Raw genomic sequence first — 21,294 nt, 5'->3', positions numbered from 1 at the left:
GTGACCGGAGGGAATCGCCGACGTGCGGGTCGGGCGAGAGCAGCAGCGTGACGAGTTACGGGAATGGGTGCGCGGGGGTGCGGAGGGCCGCGGAGGCCTGCTGATCGTGGAGGGCGAGCCCGGCGCGGGCCGCACCGGCTTCGTGCGCGGCGCCCTGAGCGGGGCGGCGGCGCTCGGCTGCCGGGTGCGCTACGCGGCGGCCGACGCCCTCGGGGCGGAGCTGCCGCTGCGCGCCGCGCTGGACTGCCTGCACCCAGGGGGCCCGGACCGGGCGGCCGCCGTCGCGCTGCTGCGGGAGGCCGAGGAGGCGGCGCGGCCGGGCGGTGCGCTGCTGGCCGCCATGGACCTGCTGACGGCCCGGGTCGAGGAGTGGTGCGTGCGGCGGCCGCTGCTGCTGGTGCTGGACGACGCGCACTGGGCGGACCCGGCCAGCCTGCTGCTGTGGCAGCGCCTGGCGGGCTGGGCGGTGGCGGGCCGGCTGCCGCTGCTGCTGGTGGTGACCCGGTGGGCGCTGCCGGGCCGGCCGGAGCTGGAGCCGCTGTGCGCGACGCCGGGCGGGCGCACGCTCCGGCTGGAGCCGCTGTCCACGGCGGAGACGGACGAGCTGGTCCGGGACCTGCTGGGGGCGCAGCCGGGGCCCCGGCTGCGGGAGGCGGCGCGGCAGTCGGGGGGCAACCCGCGGCTGCTGCGGGAGCTGCTCGCGCAGTGGTCCGGGCTCGTGCGGGTCGAGGGCGGCCGGGCGGAACTGCTGGTCCCGGAGGAGGAGTTGCCGCCGCCGCCCGCCTCCGTGACGCGGGGACTTGCCTGGCTCCCGGAGTCCGCGCGCACCGCCCTGCGGCACGCGGCGCTGCTCGGTCCGGCCTTCACCGTCCGCGAGCTGGCCCTCGTACGGGGCAGGCCCGCCCGGGAGTTGCTCACGGAGCTGGCGGAGCCCCTGTCGGCCGGTCTGTTGGCGGACGCGGGCGGCGGGCGGCTGCGCTTTCGCCACCCGGCCCTGCGGCCGGCGCTGTACGCCGAGACCCCCGAGGCCCTGCGCGCGGCCCTGCACCAGGACGCCGCCCAGGCCTTCGCCGAGGCGGAACTGCCCGCGGCCCGGACGGCCGAACAGCTGCTCGGCGGCGGCCTGCTGACGCCCTGGGCGGTGCGCTGGCTGGCGGACTCGGCCCCGGCGCTGATCGCGGGCGCGCCGGGCGCGGCGGCCGAGCTGCTGGAGCGGGCCATCGCGCAGGTCGGCCCGCGGGAACGGGAGACCCGGGACGCGCTGGAGGAGCGGCTCGCGGACGCCGCGCTGCTGCTGCGCCGCCCCGAGTCGGTGGAGCTGCTGGCCGCCCTGCGGGCCCGGACCACCGACCCCGGCCGGCGGGCCGCGGTCGACTTCAAGCTGGTCTCCGCCCTGATGATCCAGGGGGACATGGCCGGCTCCCTGGCGGTGACGGAGCGGGCGCTGGCGGCGGAGTTCCCGTCCGTCGCCCTGCGGCTGCGGCTGGAGGCCTGCCGGGTACTGGCCCTGGCCGATCTGCACCGGGCGGCCGAGGCCCACGCGCTGGCGGGGCCGGTGGTGGCGGCCGCGCGGCGGCTGCGTGATCCGCTGTGCGGGGCGGAGGCCCACCACGCGGCGTCGTACGCGCTGTTCCACCTGGGGCGCGGCCGGGCCTCGCTGCGGCACGTCGCGGAGGGGATCGGGTGGGCGCGGCGGAGCCCGGAGGCCGACGACATGCGGTTGCTGCTGCTGGCGAACCAGGCGGAGGGGCACATGCGCTTCGACGAGCCGGAGGTCGTGGCCGCCGCGCTGGAGGAGGCGCGCGAGCTGGCTGCGGCGACCCGTTCGACCGGGCGGCTGGTGGTGACGGAGGCCCGGCTCGCCGAGTTCCACTACCGGCTCGGCGACTGGGACGGGGCCCTGGCCGGGGTGGCGCGGGCGGGCCGGCTGCCGGTCTCGGACGGCTGGCTGCCGGTGGTGGTGCACGGGCTGCGGGCGCTGGTGCTGGGTCACCGGGACGAGCGGGAGGCGGCGCGGGCCGAGCTCGCGGACCTGCCCGCGGACGCCTTCGCCACGCCCACGGCCCGCCGCTACGCCTCCCACGTACTGCTGGCGCGGTCGCTGCTGGCGGAGCGGGACGGCCGGCCGGCCGACGCGCTGGGCGCGCTGCTGCCCGCGCTGGCGGAGGGCGTGGAGGAGGAGGTGGTGTACGAGCGACCCTGGGTGCTGTCGGAGATCGTCCGGCTGGCGCTGGAGTGCGGGGAGAGTGCCACGGCCCGGGCGGCGGTGGAGTGCTGCGCGCGTTCGGCGCGGGCGCTGGCCGAGTATCCGGGGCCGGCGCTGGCCCTGCTGCGCTGCCGGGGCCTGTTCGCGCAGGATCCGGAGCTGCTGGAGCAGGCGGTGGTGCGCGGTGAGCGCGGCGGATGGCCGCTGGTGCTGGGCCAGACCCTGGAGGACCTCGCGGTGGCGCGGGCCTGGCACGGGGATCTGGCGGGGGCGCGGTCGGCGCTGACGCGTGCGGTGGCGGTGTACGAGGGTCCGGGCGCCCGGTGGGACATCGCCCGGGCCGATGCCCGGCTGCGGAGCCTGGGGGTGCGCCGGGGCAGCCGGTCGGCGCGGCGCAGACCGGCGAGCGGCTGGGAGGCGCTGACCCCGGCCGAGCTGAAGGTGGCGCTGCTCGTGGCGCAGGGCCGGTCGAATCCGGAGATCGCGAGCGCGCTGTTCCTCTCGCCGAGGACGGTGCAGACGCACGTGTCGCACATCCTGGCCAAGCTGCAGGTCCGTTCGCGGGCGGCGGTGGCGGCTCAGGCGGCGGCGCGGCCACCGGGCACGGCGGGTACGCCGGGTGCGACGGGTCCGTAGCCGGGCATGGCGGCGCGCAGGGCCCGTAAGGCGTAGTGGGTACGGGACTTCACGGTGCCGGCGGGCACCCCGAGCTCCGCGGCGGCTTCGCAGACGGAGGCGCCGCGGTAGTAGATCTGCACGAGCACGGCGCGGTGTTCGGGGCTCAGCAGTCGCAGGGCCCGGCGGACGTCGAGGGTGGCCACGGCCTGCTCGGTGTGGTCGTCTGCGGCCGGGGCCTGGTCGAGGGCGTCGGGCCCGACCTCGGCGGGCCGCACCAGGCGGGCCCGGCTGGCGTCGATGGCGAGGCGCCGGCCGACGGTGTAGAGCCAGGGCCGCATGGAGGCGTGGCCGCTCTCCAGGGCCTCGGGGTGGGTCCAGGCCCGGAAGAGGGTCTCCTGCAGGAGGTCCTCGGCGCGCTGGCGGTCGCCGAAGGTGAGGCCGAGGAGGAATCCGTAGAGGGCCTTGCCGTGCTCGCTGTGCAGCCGGGCGAGGGCGTGCGGGTCGGTTCTGGTCACGGGGTGCCCCTTCCAGGTCGGGTCACCTCAGCGTGACGGCCCGCCGCCCCGGAGTTATCCGCCGCTTGGCGTATCCGGCCGCCGCCTGCGCCGAACGGTCGCCCGGCGCGCCGAACGGTCGTGCGGGCTGCCGCTGCGCGGGGCCTTCCCCACCCCGCCCTTCCACCGTTCCCCGGGGCTCCGCCCCGGACCCCGCTCCTCGAACACCGGAGGGGCTGAAAGACAGCCTCGCCGGCGTTCGAGGCGCGGGGGTCTGGGGGCGGAGCCCCAGCAGCGGTGCCGCACGCGGGAACGCCCGTGGCCCTGGGCCGTCCACCAGGGGACGGCCCAGGGCCACGGGACGGAAGGAACTAGCTCCAGCTGGCGTGCAGCGGCTTGCCCTCGGCGTAACCGGCGGCGGACTGGATGCCGACCACGGCCTTCTCCTCGAACTCCGCGAGGGAGCCGGCACCGGCGTAGGTGCACGAGGAGCGGACGCCCGCGATGATCGAGTCGATCAGGTCCTCGACGCCCGGGCGGGCCGGGTCGAGGAACATGCGCGAGGTGGAGATGCCCTCCTCGAACAGGCCCTTGCGGGCCCGGTCGTAGGCCGACTCCTCGCTCGTGCGGTTCTGCACCGCGCGGGCGGAGGCCATGCCGAAGGACTCCTTGTAGAGGCGCCCGTCGGCGGACTGCTGGAGGTCGCCCGGGGACTCGTACGTACCCGCGAACCAGGAGCCGATCATCACGTTGGACGCGCCGGCGGCCAGCGCCATCGCCACGTCGCGCGGGTGACGGACGCCGCCGTCGGCCCACACGTGCTTGCCGTACTTCTTCGCCTCGGCCGCGCACTCCAGCACCGCGGAGAACTGCGGGCGGCCCACGCCGGTCATCATGCGGGTGGTGCACATGGCGCCGGGGCCCACACCGACCTTGATGATGTCCGCGCCGGCGTCGATGAGGTCCTTGACGCCCTCGGCGGCGACGATGTTGCCCGCCACGATCGGGACCTGCGGGTCCAGGCCGCGGATGGCCTTGATCGCGTTGATCATCGACTCCTGGTGGCCGTGCGCCGTGTCGATGACGAGCGTGTCCACGCCCGCGTCGAGCAGCTGCTTGGCCTTGGCCACGAAGTCACCGTTGATGCCGACGGCGGCGGCGATGCGCAGCTTGCCGTTCGCGTCGGTGGCCGGGGTGTAGAGCGTCGCGCGCAGGGCGCCCTTGCGGGTGAGGATGCCGACGAGCTTGCCGTCCTTGTCGACGGCCGGGGCCATCTTGCGGTGGCCGGCGTCGAGCTGGTTGAAGGCCTCGCGGGCGTCCATGTCGGCGTCGATGAGCAGCAGCTCCTTCGACATGACCTCGGAGAGCTGGGTGAAGCGGTCGACACCGGTCAGGTCGTGGTCGGTGACGACGCCGACCGGGCGGCCCTCGGCGTCGACGACGACTCCGGCGCCGTGGGCGCGCTTGGGCAGCAGGGACAGCGCGTCGGCGACCGTCTGGGTGGGCGCCAGCGTGATCGGGGTGTCGAGCACGAGGTGGCGGGTCTTCACCCAGGAGATGACGTCGGTGACGATCTCGATCGGGATGTCCTGCGGGATGACGACGATTCCGCCGCGGCGGGCGACCGTCTCGGCCATCCGGCGGCCCGCGATGGCGGTCATGTTGGCCACGACGAGGGGAATGGTGGTGCCGGTTCCGTCGGGCGAGGACAGGTCGACACCCTGACGGGAACCGACCGCGGAGCGGCTCGGCACCATGAACACATCGTCGTACGTCAGGTCGTACGGCGGCTTCAGGTCATTGAGGAAACGCACGTGCTGAACATCCCAGTCGATCGAAGGATCCGTCTACGCCCCGGCAGGACAGCCGAGGAAACGCACGTACTTCATTCTCCCACGACCTGGCGTTCACGCCGCCCCGGCTGATCGTCCAGGACGGACCGGGCCGGATGGTCGTTTCCTACGGGACCTTGGTCCCGGCGGGGCTGGTCCGGCGGTGGACCGGGCCGTGCCGCCGGGCCAGCGGGAGCACCGATCCGCCGTGCCGGACGGCCGTGAACTCGGCGGCGATCGCCAGCGCGGTCTCCTCCGGGGTGGCGCCGCCGAGGTCGAGTCCGATGGGTGAGCGCAGGCGGGCCAGGGCGGAGTCCGTGACGCCCTGGGCCCGCAACCGTCTCTCGCGTTCGGTGTGGGTGCGCCGCGATCCCATGGCCCCCACGTAGCCCAGGGGCAGCCGCAGGGCCAGTTCCAGCAGCGGTATGTCGAATTTGGCGTCGTGGGTGAGGACGCAGACCGCCGTACGGGAGTCCAGGCGGCCCGCGTCCCATTCGGCGGCCAGGTGCCGGTGCGGCCAGTCGACGACGACCTCGTCGGCGTCGGGGAAGCGGGCCGGGGTCGTGAAGACGGGCCGGGCGTCACAAACGGTGACCCGGTGGCCGAGGAAGGCGCCGATCCGGGCGAGGGCCGCGGCGAAGTCGATGGCCCCGTAGACGAGCAGCCGGGGCGGCTCGGCGGCCGATTCGACGAGGAGGGTCAGGGGCTGCCCGCAGAGCCCGCCGGCCGTGCCGAGCTCGGCGGTGCCGGTGCGCCCGGCCAGCAGCAGCGCCCGTACCTGCCGGGCGGCGGCCCGGTCCAGGTCGGGGCCGCCGGCGAGCCCGCCCTCGTAGGTGCCGTCGGCGTGCACGGCGAGGGCCCGGCCGAGCTGGGTCGGCGGTCCGGAGACCACCCGGGCGAGCGCGGCCCGGGTGCCCCCGGCGGCGGCGTCGAGCACCGAGCCGAGCACGGGCCGGACCGGGTCGAGCCCGCGCACCGGGGTGACCAGGACGTCGAGGAATCCGCCGCAGGTCAGGCCCACGGCGAAGGCGTCGTCGTCGCTGTAGCCGAAGCGGTGCAGGCCGCCTTCGCCGGAGGCGATGGCGTCCAGGCACAGCTCGTGCACGGCGGATTCCACGCAGCCTCCGGAGATGGAGCCGAGCGCGGTGCCCTTGTCGTCGACGGCGAGGGAGGCGCCGGGGCCGCGGGGAGCGCTCCCACTGACAGCGACGACGGTGGCGAGTGCGAACTCCCGCTGCGCGGCGCACCACGCGCGTAGCTCGTCGGCTATGTCGAGCATCAGCGGATGTACTCGCGGCGCGGGGTCTGTCCGGGCAGGTACGGGCGCGGCGGCAGGACGGCCGGGGTCGCCGGCCGGGCCGTGGCCGCTCTGGGCGGTGCGGCGGTCGCGGCGGCGGACCGGGTGGGTCCGGGGTATCCCTCGGGGATCGGCGGGCGCGCGCCGAGCAGTTTCGCGGCGTGGGCCACGCTGGCGAGGGTGGCGTGGTGGTGCCAGCCCCGGAAGGAGCGGCCCTCGAAGTCCCGGATGCCCACGGGTTCGCAGGTCTCGGCGAAGTCGAGGGAGACGCGGTCGGTGAGCTTGGCGAGCAGGAAGAGCTGGGCGAGCGGCCGGTCTCCGATGTTGGTGATCCAGAACTCGGAGGGCAGCAGGGCGGTTTCGGTCCAGGCTCCGACCAGCAGCAGCGGGGTGGGCGGCGCGGGCACGGGGCGGTCCTCGCAGGGGGTGGCGAAGATCGAGGCCGAGGTCAGCAGGGTCACCGCTCCCTCGGCGCGGCCGTGCCGGGTCCATTCGACGACGCGGCGCTGGGAGCGCAGGGAGTCGATGAGCTCGCGGGCGGGGGCGGTGTGCGGCCCGGGCTTGTACCGGCCGGCGCCGCCGAAGGAGACGGGCAGTGAGCCGTCGACCTTGAAGACGAAGGGGATGTCCTGGAGGGTGAAGGACTCGATGCTCTGGGGGAGATCGCTGTTGGCGACCTCCATCACCACGGGCCGGCGCTGGAGTTGCCAGCTGGCGGCCATCCGCTGGACCGCGTGTACGGCGTCCTGGGCGGGGGTGAGGGAGCGGGCCGTGTCGGGGATGCCGGCCCGGCGGCGGCGCAGGAGTTCGCTGGTCCAGGGCCCGGGGAGGGTGAGGGTCCATTCGACCGGGAAGCTGGCCTCGCTGGAGGCGAGCCAGATCCCGCTCGCCTGCTGACAGTTGGCGGTGCGGCCGAGCTGGGGGACGAACTGCCGGCCGACGCCGACGGAGCGGTCCCCCGCCTTCTCTATGACCATGGGCTGCAGCACCCAGGCCAGGGGGCGCTGTGCGGTGCGTTCGAGGTGCTGGGCGAGGGAGCGGCGGACCGGGGTCCAGTCCCAGGGGGACTTGCTGATGAACTGCTGGAGGCTCTGCTCGACGGAACTGGCCCCTGTTCCGGCGATGTTACGAATTGTTTTCTTCCCGGTCGTCCGCACCAGGCCGTTCAGATAAACGCGGGCCCAGTTTCGCTGGTCCCGCCGGGGTAATGATTCGAAGAGAAGAGAGATCAGGACGTCGATCAATTCGGAGATTTCCGTCGTGGAATCCTCCGGCAGGACTACGCGAGCCATCTGGGCCTCCCCCGCGACCAGCTAGATCCAATACCCTACTTGACCGCACAGAACGGCCGTAGGCCCCGGCGGCTACTTCCTGAGGTCGCTGGCAGATTCGAGCCGCTCTTCCTCTACCACGAGGGGGATGGGGATCTGGTTCGCCGCATAGTAGATCGCGACCAGGAAGTGGGCGACAAGTGTGAGTGGTGCGGAGTAGAAGGCCAGCAGGACGGTGAGGGGGTAGGCGATGGCCCCGAGGCCGAAGCGCACCCGAGTGGCGCGTGCGCCCTCCTTGTCCACCTGCTCGTGGAAGAGGTGGCCGACCCGGGTGACGTACCACCAGAAGGCCAGGAATGCCAGGGCGTAGGCCACGGTGACGCCGCTGTAGAGGACGGCGGCGGCATTGGCGGAGCCGCCTTCCTCCATGAGGTGCTCGGCGAGGACATTGGTGGTGTACGGGACCACCGATACCACCATCAGCACCAGGAGATTCAGGAACAACAGGGGGCGGTCCACCTTCCTGAGATGACTGAAGATGGTGTGGTGGTTCACCCACATCACGCCGATGATGAGGAAACTCACGACGTAGGCGGCGTAATGGGGCCACTGTTCCCGGACTCCGTGCCAGAAGTCCGAGCCGGTTTCTTCCGGAACCTTTAATTCCAGAACGAGGATCGTGATGATGACGGCGAATACACCGTCACTGAATGCCTCGATCCGCCCGGTTTCGCTTTCCATTGCCTCCCCTTTGCCGTCTCCTGCATATATGCGGCCCGCGCGCACGCGCTATGCCACACATACGGGGAGGGCGCTGCGGCGCCCTCCCCGCACACGCTACCCAGATTCCGGCCGTCAGCTGCCGAATCCGGCTGTCTGGCGCCAGATTCGGCCATCGCGGACGACAAGTGTCCCGAACGCGTGCTCCGGTTCACCGTTCAGGTTCATGATCGCCCGGTAGAAGATGGTGTCTTCGGTCTCGATGTACTCCTGGAGTTCCACGAGCGAGGGCTTCACCGTGAGATAGCCGGTGAACGTCTCGCGAACGGCTTCGATCCCCACCGAGGCCCCTTCGAAGCGCAGCAGCACGGCGTCGTCGGTGTAGTTCTTCATCACCGCCTCGATGTCCAGGGCGGCCAGCGCCTCCATCTGGCGGACGAACACCGGGTGCAGCTTGGAGATGTCGTACTTGGCCATGTCGACTCCGTTTCAACTGGGAGAGGTGCCCACGATGGGTGCCGTTTCGGGTGTTGTCGCAGGTGAGGCGCAGGACTGGGCGCTGCCGGCGAAGGGCAGCCGGACGACCATCCGGGTCTCACCGGGACGGGAGCGGGCGGTGATCGACCCGTGGTGGCGCTGGGTCACGATGCGGTAGCTGAGGTGCAGCCCCAGTCCGGTGCCCTTGCCCACGTCCTTGGTGGTGTAGAAGGGTTCGAAGATCCGCGGCAGGGATTCGGCCGGGATGCCGCGGCCGGTGTCGGCGATCTCGACGACCATGCAGACGCCTTCGGCGCGGGCGCGCAGGGTCAGTACGCCGGCGCCCTCCATGGCCTCGGCCGCGTTGTCGACCAGGTTGGTCCACACCTGGTTCAACTCGCTGGGATAGCCCGTCAGTTCGGGCAGGCCGGGCTCGTACTCACGCACGATGCTGATGCCGGCGAGCTTGGCACGCAGGACGACCAGCGTGTTCTCCAGTCCGTCGGTCACCGGGAAGCGCTGTTCGGGCGCCCGGTCGAGGTTGGCGTAATCCCGGGTGGCGGAGACGAGCTGGGAGATCCTGGGGCCCGCGGCCCGGAGCTCCGCCGCGAGCGAGCGGATCTCCAGCAGCGCCGCCAGGTGGTCCAGGGCCGGGGCGAGGGCCGGCTCCCCCACGCCCTCCAGCCGCTCCAGCAGCCAGCCCAGCTCCAGTCCGAGGTCCGCGACCCCGGATCCGAGCAGGCCGGGCCGTTCGGTGCCCGCCTCCTCGGCCCAGTCGGCGATCTCCTCCTCGGCGTCGGCCTGGGCGAACGGGTCGGTGGTCACCGGCGGCGGCAGCTTGTCCAGCTCGTCGGCGAGCCGGTCGAGGAGCGCGCGCTCCGCGCCCGAGGCGGCCGCTCCCCAGGCCTGGGCGGTACGGGTGAGCCGGTCCAGGGCCGGGGCCAGTTCCTGCGCGGCCCGGGCCACGGCCGCCGCCGGGTTGTTCAGCTCGTGGGCGAGCCCGGCGGCCAGGGTGCCGAGCGCCTCCACGGTGGCCCGCTTGCGGGCCTGTACCTCGGAGGACTTGATCCGCCAGGCCAGTACGGGGATCAGTACGGCGGCCACCCCGTGGCAGCGGGTCAGCATCTCGAAGAAGACCGGCTTCGGGTAGGCCACCACCGTGGTCGACGGGCCGCTGGCGGCCGCGGTGGCCACGTAGGAGCCCTCGGTCAGCAGGGGCAGTTCGCCGGTGAACCGGTGGGCGGCGGACGGCTTGCCGTCGTGCTCCTCGGCGGCGGCGCTCTCCTCCTCGGTGGAGTGCCGGGTGAGCACCTCCTCCCGGCCGTCGACGACCTTGGTGACGACCAGCCCGCCCGAGAGCAGGACGTGGAAGCCGGTGGCCTCCTCGCCGTCCCGGAAGAGGACGTCACCGTCGGCCAGGATCCGGGGCTCGGACACCGAGACCAGCCAGTCCAGCTGCTCCTCGGTGATCCCGGCGAAGATCTCCAGCCCGCGCAGGGCCGACCGCAGCTCCGGGCCCTTCATGTCCGCCGCGTTCACGCCGCACTCCCCTCTGCCCGGGTACGGGCGGCCAGTCGCAGGGTGGCCAGCAGGGCCAGCGCGCACACGCCGGCCACGGCGGCCATGAAGCCGACCGAGGTGCGGTGCAGCCCGTGGATGTTGGTGAGCATCCCGGCGAGGACCGCCGGCACGCTCATCGCGAGGTACGCGAAAACGTATACGGCGGCGGTCAGTTCACCGCGGTGCGCCGGCTGCGCGAGCGTACTCAGAGCGCGGAAGGAACCGAGGAACGCGGCGCCCCAGCCGCTGCCGAGGACGGCCGTGGCTACGAGGAACACGGCGGCCGAGCGGATCCCCAGCGCGACCAGCACCAGGCCGAGTCCGGCGAGGAGGCCGAACAGGCCGAGCACGGCGGTGCGCAGCGCCTCGGTGCGGCCGAGCATCAGCTGGGCGGCGGTGGCGGCGCCCGCGAGCAGGGCGACCGTGGCCCCGCCGGCCAGGTAGTTGGTGGATTCCAGCAGCGACAGCGCCAGGTGCGGGCCCAGCGAGAGGTAGAAGCCGCCCACCGACCAGACCGCGACGATGGTCAGGACGAGGACGGTGAAGCGGCCCCGGGCGTCCGCCGGTACGCGGATCCGGTGCGGGACCACCCGGAAGCGGCCGCCGGCGCCCGGTGCGCTCTCCCGCATCCGGACCACCCCCACCAGGGTCACGGCGAAGGCCCCGACCAGCAGCAGGTAGCTCAGCACGGTCGGGGCGGGCGCGAACTGGACGAGGAGTCCGGCCCCGATCCCGCCGAGCCCGATGCCCACCGTGGGCCCGGCGCTGTTGACCTGGGCGCCGAGCGCGGGCCTGGACGGCGGGCTGAGTTCCAGCAGGGCCGCGCCCATCGCCCCGGTGGCCAGGCCCACGGCGAGCCCCTGGACGGCGCGGGCGGCCAGCAGCAGTCCGAGCCCCTGGGCCCCTGCGAACAGGGCCATCGAGACCATGGCCAGGACCAGTGCGCCGCCCAGCACCGGGCGCCGGCCCAGGGTGTCGGAGAGGGAGCCGAAGAGCAGGAGCCCGGCCAGCACGGTGACCGCGTACAGGGCGAAGACCACCGTGATCGTGCCGGAGGAGAGCCCCCATCGCTGCTGGTAGAGCACGTAGAGGGCGGAGGGCACGGAGGAGGAGAGCATCAGCAGGACGAGGACCGCTCCCACCACCCAGAAGCCGGAGCCTCTGGGCGCACTGGCCGCGTGGGCGGCTGGGTGCACGGTTACCCCCGTGGTCGTCTCGGATGTGTCGGCCACTGCGTCACTCAACTCCCCCGTGATGGGCCCGGGACGGACCCCGTGATGGGCTAACGGGCGAGGGCCTGCTCGGCCCTCTGCAGGGCGCGGGCCGTGAGGACCCCCACGAGATGGCCGAGGTACTCGGCCGAGGTGCCGCGCCCGGGCACGAAGAGCTCCCGGGGCTCGGCGCGGAAGGCCGCGAGCACGGCCTCCGTGCCGTACGGGCCCCCGCGCAGCCGGTCCTCGACCCCGCGCAGCCGCAGTGCGCGGGAGGTGGCCCCGGTGACGGCGATGCGCGGCCCGCCGGGGGTGATCCGTACGGCGGTGGCGCACACCGGGTACCGGGTGGCGCGGTCGGCGGTCTTCTCGAAGGCGGCGGCCGGCCCGGCGGCGGGCACCAGCAGTGCGGTGAGGACCGAACCGGCGGGTGCCGGGCCGGCGGCGAGCTCCTCGGCCGGTACGGTGGACCGCCCGCCGGGACCGGCCAGTTCGACCACGGCGTCGGCGGCCATGGCGGCGACCGGCAGGTCGGTGGCGCGCCCGGCGGCGACGAGGTTGCCGCCGACGGTGCCGAGGTTGCGGACCTGGGGGTCGCCGTTGGCGCGGGCCGCGGCGGCCAGTTCCGGGGCCTCGGCGAGCACCAGCGGATCGGCGGCGAGCTCGGCGAGCGTGGTGAGGGCTCCGATCCGCAGCCGGGTCCCGTCGGGCGTGCGCGTAACGCCGCGCAGCTCCTCCAGCCGCCGGATGTCGACCAGGAGCGCGGCCCGGTCGGCTCCGGCGCGCAGGTCGGGCAGCAGGCTCTGGCCTCCGGCCAGGATCCGGGCGCCGCGCGTCCCGGACAGCAGGGCCAGCGCCTCGTCGAGGCCGGCGGGCCGGACGTAGTCGAACTCGGTGAGGATCACTGTGCTTCCCCTCTCAGGCGGCGCCAGACCTTCTCGGGGGTGAGGGGCATGTCGATGTGCTGGACGCCCAGGTCGGACAGGGCGTCGACGACGGCGTTGACGACGGCCGCGGCGGGCGGGACGGTGGCGATCTCGCCGGCGCCCTTGGCGCCGAGCGGGTTGTGCGGGCTGGGCGTGACGGTCTTGTCGAGCGTGAAGAGCGGCACGTCGGCGGCGCGCGGCAGGGCGTACGTGGTCAGGTCGGAGCTGATGAGCAGGCCCTGTTCGTCGTAGACGGCGGCCTCCATCAGGGCCTGGCCGAGGCCGTGCGTGATGCTGCCCTCGATCTGGCCGAGGACGATCTTGGGGTTGCCGATGTGGCCGGCGTCGTCGACGGCGGTGTAGGACACCACCTCGGTCTCGCCGGTCAGTTCGTCGATCTCGACGACCGCCACGTGCGTGCCGAAGGGGTAGTTGAAGTCCGGCGGGTCGAAGTGGGTGGTCTCGTCGAGGGCGGGTTCGATCTCCGCGGGCAGCCCCCAGCCGTACCACATGGACATCGCCAGCTCGGCGAAGGTCTTGGTGTTCTGCTCGTTGCCCTGTTCGTGGACGCGGCCGCCCTCGTAGACGACCTTGTCCTCGGGGACCCCGAGGAAGACGGCGCCGGCCCGGATCAGCTTGCTCTTGATCTTGCGGGCGGTGAGGGCGACGGCGGGCGCGGCCATGCTGTAGGAGCGGGAACCGTAGGTGCCCTGCCCGTACGGGGCCTTCTGGGTGTCGCCCTCCAGGACCTGGACGGTGTCCGGGTCGATGCCGAGTTCGTCGGCGGCGACCTGGGCGAAGACCGTGCCGTGGCTCTGGCCGGTGGAGGCGGACCCCACGATGACGGTGACCTCGCCGGTCGGGTGGACGCGGATGTTCGCGCTCTCCCAGGTGCCGCCGAGCATGCCCTCCTGGGACATCCGGGTGGAGGGGCCGACCCCGCAGATCGCCACGTAGGTGGCGAGGCCGACGCCGAGCCGCTTGCCCCGGGTGCGGGCCTCGGCCTTGCGGGCGGGCATGTCGGCGTAGCCCGACAGCTCGATGGCCTTGTCGAAGTTCAGCTGGTAGTTCCCGGAGTCGTAGGTCCAGCCGAGGCCGTTGTCGTAGGGGAACTTCTCCTTCGGCACCAGGTTCTTGCGGCGGACGGCCGCCGGGTCCATGCCGATCTCGGAGGCGTACCGGTCGACGAGGCGCTCCATGAGGAAGGCGGCCTCGGCGCGTCCGCTGCCGCGCTGGGCGCCGAGCGAGACGGTGTTGGTGAAGGCGGCGTAGACCTCGCAGAAGGCTGCGTCGATGTCGTACATGCCGCTGATGGAGCGGCCCATCAGGGCGGTGGCGACACCGGGGCCGATGGTGGAGGGGTACGCGCCGAGGTTGGCGTAGCTGGTGCAGCGCACGGCGGTGATCCGGCCGTCGCGGGTGCCGGCGAGCGTCACGTGCTGGCGGTGGTCGCGGCCCTGGACGGTGGAGTTCATCAGCCCGGTGCGGGTGTCCACCCACTTCACGGGCCGGCCGAGCGCCTTGGACAGCAGCAGCACCAGCGCCATGTCGGGGTAGAGGTACCCCTTGGTGCCGAAGCTGCCGCCGACGGTCGGGGCGATCACCCGGAGCTTGTTGAAGGGGATGCCGAGGACCAGCGCCGAGAGCAGGAAGCGGTGGTTGTGCGGGCCCTGGGTGGAGGCGTAGAGCGTGTACTCGCCGGTGGCCGCGTCGTAGTCGCCGACGGCGCCGCGCGGCTCGATGGGGCTGTTGATGGTGCGCTGGTTGACCAGGTCGAGCTCGACGGTGACCTCGGCCTCGGCGATGGCCGCGTCGGTGCGGTCCTTGTCGCCGCAGGTCCAGTACGCGTTCAGGTTGCCCGGGACGGCCTCGTGCAGCTGCGGCGCGCCCTCGGCGAGCGCCTCGTCGGCGCGGGTGACCACGGGCAGCGGCTCGTACTCGACGGCGATGGCGGCGAGCGCCGCGGTGGCCTGGCGCGGGGTCTCGGCGACGACCACGGCGATGGGGTCGCCCACGTGCCGCACGGTGTCGCCGGTGAGGACCGGGCGGGCGCCGGGAAGTCCGTAGGGGTGGGGCGGGAAGTGGCTCTCGACGCCGCCGGGGATCCAGATGCAGGGCAGCGGCATGACGTCGGTGAAGTCGGCGGCGGTGGCCACCTTGAGCACGCCGGGCAGCTGCTCGGCGGCCTTGGTCTCGATGGAGAGGATCTTCGCGTGCGCCACCGGGCTGCCCAGGATGGCCATGTGGGCGGTGCCCGGCAGGTCGATGTCCGCCACGTACGTGGCCTCGCCGCGCAGCAGCTGTGGATCCTCGCGGCTGTCCAGCGGCTGTCCGAGGACGCCGTTCCCCGTGGCCGGGGCCTCCCCCGTCACTGCGGTCATGTCCCTCACACCTCCTGTCCGGCAGCGGTGGACGCGGCGGCGGGCTCGGGAACCCCGGAGGGCGCCTCGGCGCGGGCGGCCGCGCAGGCGCGCTGCACGCCCCGTACGACGCTGTGGTAGCCGGTGCAGCGGCAGAGATTGCCGGTGAGCCACTCGCGGATCTCGGGTTCGGTGGGGGCTTCGCCGCCGGCGGTGGAGTCGACGAGTTCGCCGAGGGCCATGACCATGCCGGGGGTGCAGAAGCCGCACTGGGTGCCGTGCTCCTGGCGCAGGGCCTCCTGGAGGCCGGTCAGTTCACCGCCGCGGGTGGTCTCGCCCTCGATGGTGGCCACCTCGCCGCCGGCGGCCGAGACGGTCAGGACCAGGCAGCTCTTGACGGACCTGCCGTCGAGGCGGACGACGCAGGTGCCGCACTGGCCGGTGTCGCAGCCGACCTTGGTGCCGGTCAGCCCGAGGCCGTCGCGGAGCCGTTCCACGAGCAGTTCGTTCGGCGGCGCCGAGAACTGCTCGGGTCTTCCGTTCACATTCAGTGTGATATCCATGCCAGCGCCTGCGCTTCCGTGAGCGGCCGGTTGAAAAGGGGCCCGCCGGGCTGTTGGAGAATTCCTCCGGAGTGCAGCGGGCCGGTGTCCACGGGGGCGAATCCCAGATCCGTGATGATTCCCGCGACGATTTCCTTCGCTTTCGCGTCGTCGCCCGCGGTGAAATGCGCCAGGCGCTCTCCGGGGGCGGTGCCGGCTACGGCGAGGGTTTCGAAATGCATGGTGTTCAGGGATTTGACGATCTGGGCGTCGGGGTACCACTCGGCGACCAGGTCGCTGGAGCCGCGCCCGCCGAGGTCGGCGGGGGTGCCGGGGCCGCCGAACGCGTTCGTGGCGTCCACCAGCACCTTGTCCTGCACGGCGTACGGCGGGAGCAGCCCGCGGACGCGTTCGAAGGGCACCATCAGCACCAGGAGTTCGGCCCGGTCGGCGGCCTCGGCGGGGTGCGCCGCCGAGGCCGCCCGTCCCAGCTCGGCCACGAGCGGGCCGAGGGTCTGCGGGCCCCGGGCGTTGGCCAGGACGACCTGGTGGCCTGCCGCCACGAGGATCCTGGCCAGGGTCGAGCCGATCCGCCCGGTGCCGATGATGCCTGTCCGCATTGCCGCTCCTCGGGAAAGGGGGGGTCTCGGTCGCGCTCTCAGTCCATGCCGATCCAGACCGACTTGGTCTGGGTGTAGCTCTCCAGTGACTCGGGGCCGCACTCGCGGCCGTAGCCGGAGGCCTTGTAGCCGCCGTAGGGCACGGCGGGGTCGTACTGGTTGTAGCAATTGACCCAGACCGTGCCGGCCTTGATCTGCGAGGCGACCCGGTGGGCGCGCCGCAGGTCCTTGGTGTGGACGCCGGCGGCGAGGCCGTACGCGCTGTCGTTGGCGATGCGTACGGCGTCCTCCTCGGTGTCGAAGGGGATGATCGACAGGACCGGGCCGAAGATCTCCTCCTGGGCGATCCGCATGCCGTTGTCGACGCCGGTGAAGATGGTCGGCAGGAAGTACAGGCCCTGGCTGGAGGCGCCCTCGGGGGTCCAGCCGCTGCCGCCGGTGCGCAGGATGGCGCCTTCCTTCTCGCCGACCTCGATGTACGAGCTGACCTTGTCGAACTGTCCGCGGTGGGCCAGCGGTCCGAAGAGGGTGGCCGGGTCGCGCGGGTCGCCGGGCCTCAGGCCGGCGGCCCGGCGGACCAGGCGTTCGACCATCTCGTCGTGGATGGGGCGCTGCAGCAGCAGCCGGGAGCCGGCGGTGCAGATCTCGCCCTTGTTGTAGTAGATGCCGAAGAAGGCGAGTTCCTCGGCGGCGTCGAGGTCGGCGTCGGCGAAGACGATGTTGGCGGACTTGCCGCCGAGCTCCATCGTCACCTTCTTCAGGGTGCCGGCCGCCTTGCGGATGATCGTCTGGCCGACCGAGGTGGAACCGGTGAAGGCGATCTTGTCGATGTCGGGGTGGCCGGTGAGGGTCTCCCCCAGTTCCACGCCCGGACCGGTGATGACGTTCAGCACCCCGTCGGGGATCTCCGCCTCCTGGAAGAGCTCGGCGATCTTCAGGGCGGTCAGCGGGGTGGCCGGGGAGGGCTTGTGGACCACCGTGTTGCCCGCCGCGAGCGCCGGTGCGATCTTCGTCATCGACAGCAGCAGCGGGAAGTTGAACGGGGTGATGGCGCAGACCACGCCCAGGGGTTCGCGCAGGGTGTAGGCGAGCTGGCCGCCGGCCGGGGCGCGCGAGGAGCCGTCGACGCGGGTCACGGCGCCGGCGTAGTAGTGCATGAGCTGGGCGGCCATGGGGGCGTCGACCGTGCTGGAGAACGCGAACGGCTTGCCCATGTCCACGGTCTCCAGCAGGGCGATCTCCTCCAGGTCGCGCTCGATGAGCTCACCGACCCGGTTCAGCCGCAGCGCGCGCTCCTGGGCGGAGAGTCTGCTCCAGGGGCCTTCCTCGTACGCCGTGCGGGCGGCGGCGACGGCCGCGTCCGCGTCGGCGGCGGCGGCCTGGGCCACCGGTACGATCTCCTGCCCGTCCACGGGGCTGATGTCCGGTTCGGTACGGCCGTCCTGGGCCGGGACCCAGGCGCCGCCGATGAACAGTTTCCCGGGGTTGGCGAGGGGCTGGCCGCTCAGCTCACGCTTGGTCATGGCTGCCTTCCGGTTTCGGGTGCGGGGGGCGGTACTAGCCCTTCGCGAGCTGCCGTAAGAACGTCTCGGCGAGGGCCTTGGAGGAGTAGGGGTTCTGGCCGGTCGTCAGCTTGCGGTCGACGACCACGTGCGAGTCCCAGATGGCTTCGGCCTTCTCGTAGCGGGCGCCGAGCCGGGTGAGTTCCACCTCCAGGATCAGCGGGAGCCGGCCGGCCATGTTGGTGACCAGTTCCTCGCTGTGCGAGAAGGCGGTCATCCGGTAGCCCTCGAAGGGCCAGCGGCCTTCGCCGTCGCGCAGGGCGAGCAGCGAGGTGTGGCCGTGGCACACGGTGGCGAGCGGTTTGTCCTGCGCGATGACCCAGCGCAGGATCTGGGCGAGCTCGTCGGACTTGGGCAGGTCACCGATGGCGCCGTGACCGCCGCTGACGTACACCCCGTCGTAGTCCGTGATGTCCTTCTCGGTGAGGGTCTCCAGTGCGATGGGGGCTCTCAGCTGGGGGGTGTTCTCGATGACCCGGACGTATTCGGCGGCGTTGGCCGCGTCCTCGTCCGGCGAGCCCTGGGGGCGGACCCACTGGAGGAACTGGGGGTCGATGCTCGTCTGGTCGACCGTCGGCGCCCGGCCTCCGATCGTCGCCACGTCCACGTCGTGGCCGGCCGCTTTGAAGAGCGAGAAGGGCACGACGAATTCCTCGGCCCAGAATCCCGAGGGGTGCTGTTCACCGTCGAGCAGATGCAGTGTCGCTTTGGCCGTCATGACGACGAGAATCTTCATGATTCTCTCCTTGTTCTGGATTCGCTGCCGATTCAACACGCCACCCGCAGGGGGCGTAAGGGGGACGACGTCAGGCCCGCGATACTTCGTCACGTGCGTCCAACGCCGAGATGATGGTGCGGAATTCACCGACCAGGGGGTGGTCGGGGTGGGCTTCGGCAAATATGCGTTCCCCGTACAGCGCCGCCATTTCCGGCGAGTAGGGAAGGATTCCGGCCAGTGGCGCCCCGTAGACCGCCTCGGAGCGCCGGCGGGCCGCTTCGCGGTCGATGCCCTCGGGGGCCATGCTCAGTACCAGGGTCCGCCGGCAGGTCAGGCGCCCGGTGAGGGCGATGGTCTCCTCGACCCCGGAGAGATCGATCCGGTCGGCCCGCGCCATGATCATCAGTACGTCGGCGCTCGCCATGGCGGTCACCGACTCGTTGTTGAGTCCGGCGTGGGTGTCGAGCAGCAGCACGTCGAGGGCGTGGTGCGCGGCCAGCCGGTCGAAGCCCTCGGGCAGCAGCCCCACGTCGTAGCCCCCTGCCATGATCTCGCGCAGGGCGGCCGTCCCGGTCCGGGCCGGTACGACGTACAGGCTCCCCTGACCGGAAACGGGGCCCGTCCGCTGGGCGGTGGTCTCGATCTCGCAGCGGCCGAGCAGGTAGTCGGTCAGGGAGGGGCCGGGCCCCAGGCGGAACAGCAGGTCCAGGGTGGGTGACTGGATATCGGTGTCGACCACCCCCACCCGGCGTCCCTCGGCCGCGAGAAGCAGCGCGAGGTTCGCCAGTACCGAGGACTTGCCCGTCCCACCGCGGTGCGAGTGCACGACGATGGTGCGGGTCATCTAGGCCACCACCCGGGTGCCGGCAGGGTCCGCGCGCGGCCCCCGCGCCGCGCGTGGCCGGTGCAGGGCCAGCATGGTGACGTCGTCGTGCTGTTCCGCGGTGCCGGTGTGCTCGCGCACCGCCAGGTCCATCCGGTCGACCACGTCCTTGCCGCTGGCCGGTGGCCCGGCGAGCAGTTCCAGCATGCGGTCGTCGCCGAGGAAGCTGCCGTTCGGGCAGCGGGCCTCGGGGACCCCGTCGGTGAAGGCGAACAGGGTGTCGCCAGGGTCGAGCTGGGCGTAGCCGAGGGTGTAGACGCAGTCGGGCTGGATTCCGACGGCCGGTCCGGTGATGTGGAGGGCGACGGGCGGGCTGCCGTCGGCGGGCAGCAGCAGGGGCGGGTTGTGGCCGCCGTTGATGTAGACGAGGCTGCCGGTGAGCGGGTCGAGCACCCCGAAGAAGAGGGTGGCGAAGTAGCCCTGCCGCAGGTGGTTGCGGGTGAGGTAGCCGTTGGTGGCGGTGACCGCGTTGAGCAGCGGGGTGGCACCGACGACCGGGATCCGGCGGCTGCCGCCGGCGCGTCCGGCGGCGACCAGGTGCTGCAGGCCGCTGTTCTGGGCGGTGTGCCGCAGCAGGGAGCGGATGAGCGCCATGAACAGCGCGGCTCCGACCCCCTTGTCGCAGACGTCGGCGACGACGAAGGCGAGCCGGCGGCCTCGGGAGATCTCGAAGACGTCGTAGAAGTCTCCGGCGACCTGCCGGGCGGGACGGAACCGCACGTCGATCTCCCAGCCGTCGGGGACGGGCATCGATTCGGGCAGGAAGCCCGCCTGGATCTCCCGGCCGATCTCCAGTTCCTTCTCATAGCCCATGAGTTCGGCGCGGGCGTCGGCCTCGCGCAGGGTGCGGCCGAGTCCGGCGCGTTCCGAGCAGCTGTGCAGCCGGGCCCCGACGAGGGCGGGCAGGAAGGGCGGTACGAGGTAGTCGTGCCCGATCCGGACGTGCTCCTCCAGCGCGGCGAACTCCGTCACGGTCCAGACGACCACGATGGGGGCCCCGGCCCAGCGGCGCAGCCGGCGTACGGCCATCCGTACCGCCTCCCCGTCGGACTCGGCCGGGGCGAGCAGCACGTCCGCGACGGGCAGCAGTTCCAGCGCGCCTTCGCGCAGCTCCGTCAGGGAGCGGGTGACGAGTGCCGCGTCCATCGTCCGCAGAGCGTCGAGCAGCTCGGGCGGCGGTGGCGGGTACGCGTCGAGGATGATCACGGTCGTGGAGGGCATCGGTCCGTCCCCTCAGCCTTCACAGTCAGGGTGCTGATGTTGCGGCCGTCCCTGTGCGCGTAGCCGAACTCGTCCACGCTGGTCAGCGCCAGGTGGATGCCGAGGCCGCCGATCCGCCGCTCCTCGGGAGGGACCCCGGGGGCGGGCGGCAGGCGGCCTTCGACGGGGTCGAAGGGGGGTGCGGTGTCCTCGATGACGATCTGCACCCCGCCCGGGCCGGAGCGGCCGCGGACGGTGATCCGTCCGTCGCCGCCCCGGTACCCGTGCATCACGACGTTCGTGGCCAGTTCGTCCACGGCCAGCCGGAGCCGGTAGGTGGCGCCCTTGTCCAGGCGCGCCGTTCCGGCCAGCCGCAGGACGAACGTGGCGATTTCGCCCAGTGCCCCCACCGTTGCGGGCACTTCCAGTACGCAGGACGTCCTCGCCACTTCGACCATGTCAGTCACGGTGGTCACTCATCGGAGAGGACGATGCTGCGGTCGAGCCCGGCGGTCCGGATGGTCCGGGACACGGGCTCGATGGCGCCGACCACCTTGATGGTGACGTCGTTCGCGACCTTCTGCTGGGCGAAGACCAGGGAGCGCAGCCCGGCGCTGGCCATGTAGCCGACGCCGGCCATCCTGATCTCGACGGTCTGGGTGCCGTGGCCGGCGGCCTTCTCAATGGTCCGGTGGAAGTCCGGCGCGGTCTTGGCGTCCAGCTCGCCCGTCAGTTCGATCACGGTGGTGTCGCCCTCGATGCTCAGGGACACGGAAAGCGGCATGTCAGGTCTCCTT

19 protein-coding genes are annotated in these 21,294 nt (G+C 72.6%); 1 reads left to right on the top strand and 18 read right to left on the bottom strand.

The annotated features are described in order from the left end of the window. Positions 1-22 precede the first annotated feature (22 nt). Positions 23-2,842 (top strand): LuxR C-terminal-related transcriptional regulator, encoded by a 2,820-nt coding sequence (locus ACZ573_RS18270; RefSeq protein ID WP_471304979.1) that lies wholly within the window; start codon positions 23-25, stop codon positions 2,840-2,842. Here the strand turns inward: ACZ573_RS18270 and ACZ573_RS18265 are convergent. From ACZ573_RS18265 to ACZ573_RS18180, 18 genes are all read right to left on the bottom strand, one after another. After that, a complete protein-coding gene (locus ACZ573_RS18265; RefSeq protein WP_471304976.1) occupies positions 2,785-3,339 on the bottom strand; it encodes a sigma-70 family RNA polymerase sigma factor in 555 nt (184 codons plus the stop codon). The two genes, ACZ573_RS18270 and ACZ573_RS18265, sit on opposite strands and share 58 nt — an antisense overlap. Before the next feature lie 350 nt (positions 3,340-3,689). Further along, positions 3,690-5,132 carry a GuaB1 family IMP dehydrogenase-related protein gene (locus ACZ573_RS18260; protein ID WP_471304974.1) on the bottom strand — a complete coding sequence of 481 codons (1,443 nt, stop codon included), beginning with the start codon at positions 5,130-5,132 and terminating at the stop codon, positions 3,690-3,692. Between the two features lie 145 nt (positions 5,133-5,277). After that, positions 5,278-6,429 carry an XdhC family protein gene (locus ACZ573_RS18255; RefSeq protein ID WP_471304972.1) on the bottom strand — a complete coding sequence of 384 codons (1,152 nt, stop codon included), beginning with the start codon at positions 6,427-6,429 and terminating at the stop codon, positions 5,278-5,280. Beyond that, complete coding sequence (locus ACZ573_RS18250) at positions 6,429-7,739, bottom strand: IS701 family transposase (protein ID WP_471304970.1); 1,311 nt, start codon at positions 7,737-7,739, stop codon at positions 6,429-6,431. The genes ACZ573_RS18255 and ACZ573_RS18250 overlap by 1 nt, the downstream gene beginning before the upstream one ends. Positions 7,740-7,811: 72 nt before the next feature. Then, positions 7,812-8,459 (bottom strand): TMEM175 family protein, encoded by a 648-nt coding sequence (locus ACZ573_RS18245; protein ID WP_471304967.1) that lies wholly within the window; start codon positions 8,457-8,459, stop codon positions 7,812-7,814. Positions 8,460-8,573: 114 nt separating this feature from the next. Beyond that, complete coding sequence (locus ACZ573_RS18240; protein WP_301372423.1) at positions 8,574-8,915, bottom strand: nuclear transport factor 2 family protein; 342 nt, start codon at positions 8,913-8,915, stop codon at positions 8,574-8,576. A gap of 12 nt (positions 8,916-8,927) precedes the next feature. Continuing rightward, on the bottom strand, positions 8,928-10,454 hold the full coding sequence (locus ACZ573_RS18235; protein WP_471304963.1) for an ATP-binding protein: 1,527 nt from the start codon (positions 10,452-10,454) through the stop codon (positions 8,928-8,930). Beyond that, positions 10,451-11,707 (bottom strand): MFS transporter, encoded by a 1,257-nt coding sequence (locus ACZ573_RS18230; RefSeq protein ID WP_471304959.1) that lies wholly within the window; start codon positions 11,705-11,707, stop codon positions 10,451-10,453. Before ACZ573_RS18230 ends, ACZ573_RS18235 begins: the two co-directional genes overlap by 4 nt. Before the next feature lie 50 nt (positions 11,708-11,757). Further along, complete coding sequence (locus ACZ573_RS18225) at positions 11,758-12,591, bottom strand: FAD binding domain-containing protein (protein WP_471304956.1); 834 nt, start codon at positions 12,589-12,591, stop codon at positions 11,758-11,760. Beyond that, positions 12,588-14,993: a xanthine dehydrogenase family protein molybdopterin-binding subunit gene (locus ACZ573_RS18220; protein ID WP_471304953.1), complete on the bottom strand. Its 2,406-nt coding sequence runs from the start codon at positions 14,991-14,993 to the stop codon at positions 12,588-12,590. The genes ACZ573_RS18225 and ACZ573_RS18220 overlap by 4 nt, the downstream gene beginning before the upstream one ends. A 5-nt stretch (positions 14,994-14,998) precedes the next feature. Continuing rightward, a complete protein-coding gene (locus ACZ573_RS18215) occupies positions 14,999-15,517 on the bottom strand; it encodes a (2Fe-2S)-binding protein (protein WP_471304950.1) in 519 nt (172 codons plus the stop codon). Between the two features lie 2 nt (positions 15,518-15,519). Further along, positions 15,520-16,134 carry an NADPH-dependent F420 reductase gene (locus ACZ573_RS18210; RefSeq protein WP_471304948.1) on the bottom strand — a complete coding sequence of 205 codons (615 nt, stop codon included), beginning with the start codon at positions 16,132-16,134 and terminating at the stop codon, positions 15,520-15,522. 38 nt (positions 16,135-16,172) lie between these two features. Continuing rightward, complete coding sequence (locus ACZ573_RS18205) at positions 16,173-17,657, bottom strand: aldehyde dehydrogenase family protein (protein ID WP_471304945.1); 1,485 nt, start codon at positions 17,655-17,657, stop codon at positions 16,173-16,175. A gap of 34 nt (positions 17,658-17,691) precedes the next feature. Continuing rightward, positions 17,692-18,432: a type 1 glutamine amidotransferase domain-containing protein gene (locus tag ACZ573_RS18200; protein WP_189740370.1), complete on the bottom strand. Its 741-nt coding sequence runs from the start codon at positions 18,430-18,432 to the stop codon at positions 17,692-17,694. 70 nt (positions 18,433-18,502) lie between these two features. Further along, positions 18,503-19,258 carry a MinD/ParA family ATP-binding protein gene (locus ACZ573_RS18195; protein WP_471304942.1) on the bottom strand — a complete coding sequence of 252 codons (756 nt, stop codon included), beginning with the start codon at positions 19,256-19,258 and terminating at the stop codon, positions 18,503-18,505. Further along, the gene (locus tag ACZ573_RS18190; protein WP_471304939.1) at positions 19,259-20,518 is read right to left on the bottom strand and encodes a PP2C family protein-serine/threonine phosphatase; all 1,260 of its coding nucleotides are present in this window, start codon (positions 20,516-20,518) and stop codon (positions 19,259-19,261) included. Continuing rightward, positions 20,500-20,973, bottom strand: a complete 474-nt coding sequence (locus ACZ573_RS18185) for an ATP-binding protein (RefSeq protein WP_471304937.1) — start codon at positions 20,971-20,973, stop codon at positions 20,500-20,502. The genes ACZ573_RS18190 and ACZ573_RS18185 overlap by 19 nt, the downstream gene beginning before the upstream one ends. Beyond that, entirely contained in the window at positions 20,970-21,281 is a 312-nt protein-coding gene (locus ACZ573_RS18180; protein WP_030008825.1) for an STAS domain-containing protein, read from the bottom strand. Before ACZ573_RS18180 ends, ACZ573_RS18185 begins: the two co-directional genes overlap by 4 nt. Positions 21,282-21,294: the final 13 nt, after the last annotated feature.

This window comes from Streptomyces sp. NPDC040545 (assembly GCF_055595065.1).
The sequence above is the reverse complement of the archived record's forward strand: the minus strand, read 5'-3'. Positions and strand labels throughout refer to the sequence as shown.

What these genes read in the sequence shown, in the direction of transcription:
- ACZ573_RS18255 (WP_471304972.1), bottom strand. Translation starts at nt 6,429, where the DNA reads ATGCTCGACATAGCCGACGAGCTACGCGCGTGGTGCGCCGCGCAGCGG.
- ACZ573_RS18250 (WP_471304970.1), bottom strand. Translation starts at nt 7,739, where the DNA reads ATGGCTCGCGTAGTCCTGCCGGAGGATTCCACGACGGAAATCTCCGAA.
- ACZ573_RS18245 (WP_471304967.1), bottom strand. Translation starts at nt 8,459, where the DNA reads ATGGAAAGCGAAACCGGGCGGATCGAGGCATTCAGTGACGGTGTATTC.
- ACZ573_RS18240 (WP_301372423.1), bottom strand. Translation starts at nt 8,915, where the DNA reads ATGGCCAAGTACGACATCTCCAAGCTGCACCCGGTGTTCGTCCGCCAG.
- ACZ573_RS18220 (WP_471304953.1), bottom strand. Translation starts at nt 14,993, where the DNA reads ATGACCGCAGTGACGGGGGAGGCCCCGGCCACGGGGAACGGCGTCCTC.
- ACZ573_RS18210 (WP_471304948.1), bottom strand. Translation starts at nt 16,134, where the DNA reads ATGCGGACAGGCATCATCGGCACCGGGCGGATCGGCTCGACCCTGGCC.
- ACZ573_RS18205 (WP_471304945.1), bottom strand. Translation starts at nt 17,657, where the DNA reads ATGACCAAGCGTGAGCTGAGCGGCCAGCCCCTCGCCAACCCCGGGAAA.
- ACZ573_RS18200 (WP_189740370.1), bottom strand. Translation starts at nt 18,432, where the DNA reads ATGAAGATTCTCGTCGTCATGACGGCCAAAGCGACACTGCATCTGCTC.
- ACZ573_RS18195 (WP_471304942.1), bottom strand. Translation starts at nt 19,258, where the DNA reads ATGACCCGCACCATCGTCGTGCACTCGCACCGCGGTGGGACGGGCAAG.
- ACZ573_RS18190 (WP_471304939.1), bottom strand. Translation starts at nt 20,518, where the DNA reads ATGCCCTCCACGACCGTGATCATCCTCGACGCGTACCCGCCACCGCCG.
- ACZ573_RS18180 (WP_030008825.1), bottom strand. Translation starts at nt 21,281, where the DNA reads ATGCCGCTTTCCGTGTCCCTGAGCATCGAGGGCGACACCACCGTGATC.